Source organism: Streptomyces sp. CC53, assembly GCF_001865245.1.
Classification (GTDB): Bacteria; Actinomycetota; Actinomycetes; order Streptomycetales; family Streptomycetaceae; genus Streptomyces.
This window is the reverse complement of record NZ_MKXB01000074.1, coordinates 1-5,259: the sequence shown is the minus strand read 5'-3', so window position 1 is coordinate 5,259 and position 5,259 is coordinate 1. Positions and strand designations below refer to the sequence as shown.

The following is a 5,259-nucleotide window of genomic DNA, read 5'->3' as shown; positions in this document are numbered from 1 at the left end:
CCGGGGCCGACGGCCCGGGCGAGGGCGCAGCGGGTGCGGGCACCGCGGGCCGGGCGGCGGCCCCGCCGGCCACCCTCGGCACCGGCGCACCCGCGGTCCCCCGAACGGGCGCGCGGGGCCGTCTCCTCGCGCGCGTGGCGCGGGTGCCCGCCGCACACCCCGTGGCGGCCGCGACCGGACTGGCCGCGGTCCTGCACGTGCTGTGGTTCCTGCTGCTCGCGAACAGCGGCGGCGACCTGGCCGCCCAGGACGCCTGGGCCCGGTTCGCCGCCGACCACCCGGACAGCGCCTACAACTTCTCCTGGTACGGCGGGATGCACACCGCCTCCTACAGCCTGCTCTCGCCGTACGTGATGGCGCTCCTCGGTGTGCGGGCGACGATGGTGCTCGCGGGCACGGTGTCCGCCGGGCTCGTCGCGCTGCTGCTGGTGCGGGCGGGGGCGGTCCGCAACGTGCCGGCCTGCGCGCTCGCCGCGGTGTGCGCGCTGCTGGGCAACGCCCTGTCGGGGCGGGTGACGTTCGGGCTCGGTCTCGTCCTCGCCCTGGGCGCGGTGGCGGTGCTGGCGTGCCGGGCCGACCCGGAGTCCCGGGCCGCGGCGCCCGTCCGGCGCCGGGGCCGGGGCCTGTTCGTCGTCGGGGTGCTGGGCGCGCTGGCCACCGCGGCCAGCCCCGTGGCAGGACTGTTCCTGGGGTTCGTGGCGGCGGCCCTCTTCCTGCGGGGCCGGTTCGCGCAGTCGTTGGCGGCCGGGCTGCCGGCGGTGGCGGTGGTGGCGCTGTCGGCATGGCTGTTCCCCTTCGCAGGGACGCAGCCGATGGGCCTCGGCACCGCCGTGCTGCCGTTCGCGTGCGCGGCGCTGGCCTTCGGTCTCGTCCCCGCGCAGTGGCGGAGGGTCCGCGCGGTGGCCGCCGTCTACGCGCTCGCGACGCTCCTGACGTGGCTCGTCGACTCCCAGATCGGCTCCAACGTGACCCGCCTGGCGATGCTGTTCGGCGGAGTCGTGCTGCTCGCGGCGCTGCCCCACGCCCGTACGGGGGGCCCGGACGCCCCCGCTGCGGGGCGGGGCGGTGACGGCACGACAACCGGGTGCGCGGGCGGCGCGGGTCCGGAGGGCGCGCGCGTGGGTGACGGAGGCGCGGACGCCGCGTGCGCGGGCGGCGAAGGCACCGGCGGTGCGGACGCGCGCGGGCCGGGCCGGGACCGGAGCGGTACGGGTGCGCAGACGAGCGGAGGCACGACCGGCACCGTCACGGGTGGCCGTGGGTACCGCTGGTACGCGCTGGCCCTGGCGCTCGTCGTGTTCCACGCGTGGATCGGCTTCAAGACGGTCGACGACGTGGTGCGCACCGCACCGCACGGGTCGTGGGCCCGGGACCCCGCCCCCCTGATCGCGGAGCTGACCGACCGGGGCGCGAACCTCGCGCGGATCGAGGTGGTCCCCGCCCGCAGCCACCGAGAGTCGTCCGCGCTCGCCCCGCACGTCACCCTGGCGCGCGGCTGGAACCGGCAGGCCGACCTGGAACGCAACCCGCTCTTCTACGACGGGTCCCTGACCGCCGGCACCTACCGTGCCTGGCTGGACCGGTGGGCCGTGCGGTACGTGGTGCTGCCGGCCGACGCCACCCCCGACACGGGCGCCCGCGAGGAGGCCGCGCTGGTGGCGGGCGGACTGCCGTACCTGGAGGAGGTGTGGTCCGACCCGCACTGGCGCCTGTTCGCCGTCCGGGACGCCACCCCGCTGGCCGAGCCGCCCGCCACCGTCGAGCACGCGGGCGCGGGCGGACTGCTGCTGCGCGTCGACGAGCCGGGGCGCGTCCTGGTCCGCGTCGCCTACTCGCCGTGGCTGGCCCTGGTCGACGAGCGGGGCCGGCGGTTGACCGCGGACGACGGCCGCGGCTGCCTGCGGGCCGCGCCCGCCACGGCGGACGGCGACCGGTGGACGGAACTGGTCGCTCCGGAAGCCGGGTCGTACCGGCTGGAGGCGCCCTACGCCCTGCTGTCGCGGGGCACGAGCTGCTGAGGCGGCCCCGCCGCCCCGCCCTCCACGGCAGGCCCCGGCCGCCCCTCGGTGCGGGACGGCCGGGACGTGGAGCAGCGCGGCGGCGGGCGGAGGGGAAGCGCGCGGCGCCCTGCCGCGGGCGCCCGGGGACGCCCGACCGCGGGCGTCCGGCGGCGGAGGAGAGCGCCGCACCCGCGGCCGGGCCGGCCGGTCACCGCCGTCCGCTCCCCTGCGGTGCTCCCGGGGCCACCGCTTCCGCGCCCGCTACTGACCGGCGGTGGTGTGGGTGGCGTCGAAGAACGCCTGGGTGTGCTTCCAGACGTCCCGGGCCAGCCCCTGGCCCTGCTGGTAGGCGGCGTCGTGGTCGTAGTACCAGTGCGCGCCGCCGTAGATGCGGGACTGGCCCACCTCATGGGCGGCCGCCGAGAACGTGTCCCACTTCAGGGGCACGTCCTTCGAGGGCATGCCGGGCTCGATGGCGGAGCTGCCGGCCTTGATGACGCCGGTGGCGCCGTAGCGGTCGGAACCGGTGAAGAGCTTGAGCGTCTCGGCGCCCACCGCGGTGAAGCCGGTGTGCCCGGAGCCGTACGCGGCGAAGGCCGGGGTCTTCAGGTACGGGGTCCACTTCTCGCCGTCGATGATCCGGGTGCCCTTGCCGGGACCGGCCCAGCCCGGGATCCGCTTCCCCGACATGGCGTGGCGCACCATCGTGATCGGGCGGCCGTAGTCGAACGACACCTTCGTCAGCCAGGCCACCACCGACTCCTCGCCCTCGGCGAGATTCAGGGCGAAGAACATCTTCACGTCCTGGTCGAGGGTGTACCCGTCCCGCTGGGAGACGTGGGCGGCCCACTCCTGAGGGATCGAGGAGGAGCTGGAGCCGGGGTACTGCCAGTGCTCGGCCAGCGCCTTCTGGCGTTCCGTCAGCGTCGCGTTGACGAGGATCTGGTGGTAGATGGCCCGCTTCGCCTTGTTGGTGCCGTACGCGGGCGGCGCCGGCGGCAGGTACTTCTTGGGGTCCTTCACGACGAACGGGTCGGCCGTGGCGAAGTGCGGGGTGGCGAACTGCTGCACCTTGCCGTTGACCCGCAGCGGCACCCAGCGGTCGGGGTGGGTCAGCGCCGCCTTGTCGAACGCGTCGCCGTCCTGCGGGGCGTTGACCGGGGTGTAGTAGCCCTCCGGCGTGGCGTAGGGCGGAGTGCCGTGCTGGTTCGAGCCGTCGTCGGCGCGCTTCTCCAGCAGCGCGTCGGCGGCGGTGAGCGCCACGTCCGCCGGGCTCCCGGCGACCGGGGCCGCCAGGTCCGCCGGGCTGTAGCCCAGCGCGGTCAGCCGGGCGTCGAAGGTCGCGCGCTGACCGGGGAAGAGGTCGGACAGGGCGCGGTGCGCCGCGTAGCTGACCGCTGCCCTCTTGTTGGCCTCGGTCCGCTCCGCGGCGGGCCGCCGCAGCTCTCCGCCCAGCACGGTGCCGACGGCCTTCGCGTCGTACGCCGCCCAGGCGTCGTACATCGCGGTGTGGACGATCGCGAAGGCACGGGCGCCGACCGGCGGCGACGTGACGCGGCCGAGCGCGGCGGACTCGGCGCTGAGGGCCTGGCTGATCTGCTGGTTCCACTGGACGACCAGGCTGCCGGACACGGCGGCCGGAGCCGCGGCGACGTCGGCGGCCGGTGCGGGGGCGGCGACGGCCTGGAAGCCGGTGGCGGTGACCGTCAGCACGAGGGCGGCGGCGGCCGAGAGGCCGGAGCGCATGCGGACGGCGTTGCGGGACGTGCGGGTGCGCGGGGTGCGGGTCTGCACGACGGGTTCCTTAAGGGATGCGTGGATGCGTGGGTGTGGCCGTGGGCGCGGGCCGGGTCGACGGCCGCGTACGGCTGTGGCGCAGGGGCGGAGACGCCGGTCGGGGCCACGGGACGCGCCCGTGGTCGTGCCGTGGTCGTGCAGGGAACGTCCCCGTGGTCGTGGTCGCGGTGGTCCGGGCGGGTGAGCGGTCGGGCCGTGCCCGCGGTCGTACGGGCAGGCGGAGGCGCCGCGATCCCGTGGCGCTGCGGTCGGTCGTGCCGGCGGCCGCACGAGGGGCGGCCGGACGGGCGCGCCGGACCGCGGCGGCACCACGCGCTCGCGCCCGCGGTCACCAGGGCGGGAACGACCGGTTCGTGGACGGGCGCGGGCGGACCCGTGCGGCTCGTGGTCGTGGGTGGGCGCGGGTGGACCCGTGCGGTTCGTGGTCGTGGGCGGGCGCGTGGTCGTACACGGATGAGAGGGGGCTCGTGGTCGCGCGTGCGTGAGTGCGGGCTCGTCCCCCCCACAGGGGTGAGCGCGGGAGCGTGCCCGCACCGTCAGGCCCCCGTGGCCGCGGGACAGGGCCGGCGGGGGCCCGTGACGGGCGCGTTCCTGCGGGTGCCGCCGGCCGGGTGGCGCGTGGGGTGGTCAGGGCCGGGGCGGGGCGCCGGTCACTCGGCCCAGGGAGAGCCCTCGATGACCTGCACGAAGTTCGGCCGGACGTAGCCGTCGGTGAACCGTTCCAGCACATCGGCCTTCACGTTGCCGAACGTGGTGGCCGGGCGGCGGGTGATGCCGTCGTTGAACGCCTGCAGGATGCGCCGCTTGAAGTCGGGGCGCGGGTGCGCGTCGACGACCGCGCTGCGGGTGTCGTCCGACACGTCGTGGTAGCCGATGCCGAGCACGTCCAGCTCCACGCCCGCGGTCACCAGGGCGATCTCCGGGGCCATCCGGGTCGGGATCTCCGGGGTGGTGTGCAGGGCGATGGCCTCCCACACGATCCGCGCGCGCTCCGCGTCGACCCCGTGGGAGAGGAGGAACTTGCGTGCCTCGTCGGCGCCGTCGATCTCGAAGCGGGTCGCGTTGTCGCGGTAGGGCTCGGTGAGGCCCAGGTCGTGGAACATGGCGGCGACGTAGAGCAGCTCCGCGTCGAAGGAGAGCCCGCGGTTCCCGCCCTGGAGCGCGCCCCAGACGAAGACCCGGCGGGAGTGGTGGTAGATCAACTCATCCGTGGTGTCGCGGATCAGCTCGGTCGCCTCCTTGGCGATCGTGCTGTCGGGAATGGCGACACCGGCGATGGTTTCGGACATGAAGTGACACCTCACGGGCGGTTGCGTGGTCGAAGCGCAAGAGTGAGCAGCCGAAGAGGCGGCGTGCGAGCACGCCGCCGGAGTGGAAGCCGCATTCATGGAACATCCACGTACTCGACCCGCAATCCAGAACGGCTCGAAAAGCCCCGCTCACCTGGCACGTTGCCCGTGTG

General features: G+C 75.6%; 3 protein-coding genes. 1 reads left to right on the top strand and 2 read right to left on the bottom strand.

Features of this window, described 5'->3' with window-relative positions; translation table 11 throughout:
- On the top strand, positions 1–2,018 hold a 2,018-nt coding region (locus BJP40_RS34040; protein WP_071279481.1), incomplete at its 5' end, for a hypothetical protein.
- Positions 2,019–2,261: 243 nt separating this feature from the next.
- On the opposite strand, the gene BJP40_RS06895 is transcribed toward BJP40_RS34040, so the two are convergent.
- Positions 2,262–3,794 (bottom strand): vanadium-dependent haloperoxidase, encoded by a 1,533-nt coding sequence (locus BJP40_RS06895; protein WP_071279479.1) that lies wholly within the window; start codon positions 3,792–3,794, stop codon positions 2,262–2,264.
- 653 nt (positions 3,795–4,447) lie between these two features.
- A complete protein-coding gene (locus tag BJP40_RS06890; protein ID WP_071279477.1) occupies positions 4,448–5,086 on the bottom strand; it encodes an HD domain-containing protein in 639 nt (212 codons plus the stop codon).
- Between the last annotated feature and the right edge of the window lie 173 nt (positions 5,087–5,259).

Bases quoted from the DNA above. Each gene is read 5' to 3' on its own strand.
- BJP40_RS06890 (WP_071279477.1), bottom strand. From the start codon at position 5,086: ATGTCCGAAACCATCGCCGGTGTCGCCATTCCCGACAGCACGATCGCC.